The sequence below is a fragment of the Bifidobacterium sp. genome (assembly GCF_051876855.1).
Taxonomy (GTDB): domain Bacteria; phylum Actinomycetota; class Actinomycetes; order Actinomycetales; family Bifidobacteriaceae; genus Bifidobacterium.
Map to the genome: position 1 here is coordinate 5,203 of NZ_JBJEIH010000075.1, position 2,714 is coordinate 7,916.

2 protein-coding genes are annotated in these 2,714 nt (G+C 61.6%); one reads left to right on the forward strand and one right to left on the reverse strand.

Features of this window, described 5'->3' with window-relative positions; translation table 11 throughout:
- Positions 1-96: 96 nt before the first annotated feature.
- Complete coding sequence (locus tag ACI38B_RS04870) at positions 97-918, forward strand: putative ABC transporter permease (RefSeq protein ID WP_439729767.1); 822 nt, start codon at positions 97-99, stop codon at positions 916-918.
- 65 nt (positions 919-983) lie between these two features.
- On the opposite strand, the gene ACI38B_RS04875 is transcribed toward ACI38B_RS04870, so the two are convergent.
- Complete coding sequence (locus tag ACI38B_RS04875) at positions 984-2,429, reverse strand: aspartate ammonia-lyase (protein ID WP_439729768.1); 1,446 nt, start codon at positions 2,427-2,429, stop codon at positions 984-986.
- Between the last annotated feature and the right edge of the window lie 285 nt (positions 2,430-2,714).

Consider the following 2,714-nt stretch of genomic DNA (forward strand, 5'->3'; position numbering starts at 1 on the left):
CCGCCAATCGACGTGTGAGCAGCTAGACTGGAATACGTTTGCATGAGTGCTCGCGACCGTACGCGAAGCAGGCTCGTTTCAGGAAAGGCAGGCGGCATGCAGGTGTTGGAATTCGTGGAGCGGCTGTTCCTGACATGGGCGTTGTACAGCTGCATCGGCTGGATTTGGGAGACTGGGCTGTCAATTGTCGTGCGCCGTCGTTTCGTCGACAGGGGCGTCTTGATCGGCCCGCTGTGCCCGATTTACGGCTTTGGCGCGCTGCTTGTACTGTTCCTGCTCAACGATGTGACCAATCCCGTCGCATTGTTCCTCAGCAGCGGTGTTGTCGCATGCACGTTGGAATACATCTCCTCATACGTCATCGAAAAGCTGCATCACGTCAGACTGTGGGATTACAGCAATAAACCGTTCAATATCAACGGTCGCGTATATCTCAATGGCTTTATTGCGTTCGGAGCCGGTGCAACGCTGGTCAAACTGTTCGTGCAGCCGTGGTTCATGGGGATTGTCCGCCAGTGGACACCGCTGGCATTGCATGTGGTATCAGGTGTCATCGCGGTGCTGCTCATTGTGGATGCCTCGCTGACCGCGGCATACTCGTGGAGCTTCGACACCAAACTCAAACGCATCAGCGAAGATGTCAATGCGGTGCATGCCGAACAGGTCGCGAATCTTGACGAGAAGGTGGTCACGGCGAGCGAGCGTTTCGAGGAGCGCAGGCGCGCCGTGCTTGATTCGCATGTGTCGCATACGCTCAATTGGCAGCAGCGGCGGTTGATGCAGGCGTTTCCTGCCATGCGTTCGGTGCGCGACAATACGATCATCGACCAGCTGCGCGAGAGCATGGAAAGGTTGCGTTCCGGCCGTCGGACGCGCGATACCCGGCATGATGGCGATGAATCGCGCGTCGACAAGTAACCAAATAACGCTTGCGGGCTGAGCGTTCCAGTCGAAACTCCCGTGCAGCGCGAAGCCCAGAATTGTCAGGACTGCGCGCCGCCCTGTTCACGGCATGTCTGGCCCAAACGGCGGGACAGGGTGATCGGGTCAAGCAGTTGGTCGAGACGGCCGTCGGGCATGTCTGTGCGCTCCCCGGCGACTTCACGGACCGTGCGTTTGGTGCGCAACGCCTCCTTGGCGATGGCTGCGGCACGCTCATAACCGATTTCGCTGTTGAGCGAAGCCGAGATGGACGGCGATTCGGCGGCGAACTGGCGCCCCTGCTCGAGGTTGACGGTGATGCCGTCCACGCAGTTGAGGCGGAAGGTGCGCATCGCGTTGCCCAGCAGGCGGATGCCTTCGAGCAGCGTATGCACGGCGACCGGTTCGAAGGCGTTGAGTTGCAGCTGGCCTTCGGCGCACGCCCAGTTGACGGTCGTGTCCATGCCGAACACGGTGAAGCAGCACTGGTCGACGCACTCTGGGATCACCGGGTTCACCTTGCCCGGCATGATGCTGGAGCCGGCCTGGCGCGGGGGTACGTTGATGTCGTTGAATCCGCAGCGTGGGCCGGAGTTGAGCAGACGCAGGTCGTCCGCCGCCTTCTTCAGGTGCACGGCGAGGTTTTTCAGCGCGGACGAGGTGTTGACGAACGCGCTCATATCGCTGGTCGCGGCGATCGGGTCGGGCGCGGCGGTCACCGGATAGCCGGTGATCTCACCGAGATGCTCGATAGCGGACTTACGGAAGCGGATATCCGCGCAGATGCCGGTGCCGATGGCGGTACCACCCAGATTCATGACCGCGAGCTCGGGCTCCAGCTTGTCGAGGGACGCCTTGTCGGCCTTGAAATACGAGGCGAACGCGTGGAACTCCTGGCCGTAGGTCATCGGGACCGCGTCCTGGAGCTGCGTGCGGCCGATGGTCACGTCGTTGATGTGCTTGTCGGCAAGCTTGTGGAAGGCGCGCGCGAGCAGCCGGCATTCCTCGATCATCGGCTTGAGGGCGGTGATCAGGGCGATACGGCAGGCTGCCGGGTACGTGTCGTTCGTGGATTGCGACTTGTTCACGTGGTCGTTCGGGTGGATGTATCCGTAGTCGCCGCGCTGGTGGCCGGCGAGTTCGAGCGCGCGGTTGGCGATGACCTCGTTCATGTTCATATTCGTTGAGGTTCCGGCGCCGCCCTGGCGCACGTCCACGGGGAACTGGTCGGCGAGTTCGCCGGCTTCGATGTCACGGCATGCCTGCCGGATGAGCTCGGCGCGCATCGGGTCGATCAAGCCCAGCTCCTCGTTGGCGTCCACGCAGGCGCGTTTGACTTGCGCATACCCGGCGATGAGTTCCGGATGTCTGCTGATGGGCGTGTCGGAAACAGGGAAGTTCTGGATAGCGCGCTGCACGTTGATGCCCCAGTACACGTTCGCCGGGACCGGCATTTCTCCGAGGGAATCATGCTCGATGCGCGCGGGGCCGCTGAATGGCAGCGGCATATGGGATACTGTCGCGTCGCGGGGGTCGCGCAGTTGTTCTGTCGCGTCCTCGCTGACCGCCGCTGCGGCGGCTTTCGCGTCGGCGTCGTAGTCGATGCCTTTCGCGGCCGTGATGCCGCTTGTGGCGGCGTCGGTAATGTCGATGTCAGTGGTGTCGTTGCTGGTAGCTGCTGTATCCATGGTTTCACCCTAGGCTTTCTTCGTTACCTATGATGCCGCATCGTAACACGACACGCCTGAAGCTGAAATTAGGCGGAAACGTGTCTGGGTGCAGGTGGCCGGTGG

Bases quoted from the DNA above. Each gene is read 5' to 3' on its own strand.
- ACI38B_RS04870 (WP_439729767.1), top strand. From the start codon at position 97: ATGCAGGTGTTGGAATTCGTGGAGCGGCTGTTCCTGACATGGGCGTTG.
- ACI38B_RS04875 (WP_439729768.1), bottom strand. From the start codon at position 2,429: ATGCCGCTGCCATTCAGCGGCCCCGCGCGCATCGAGCATGATTCCCTC.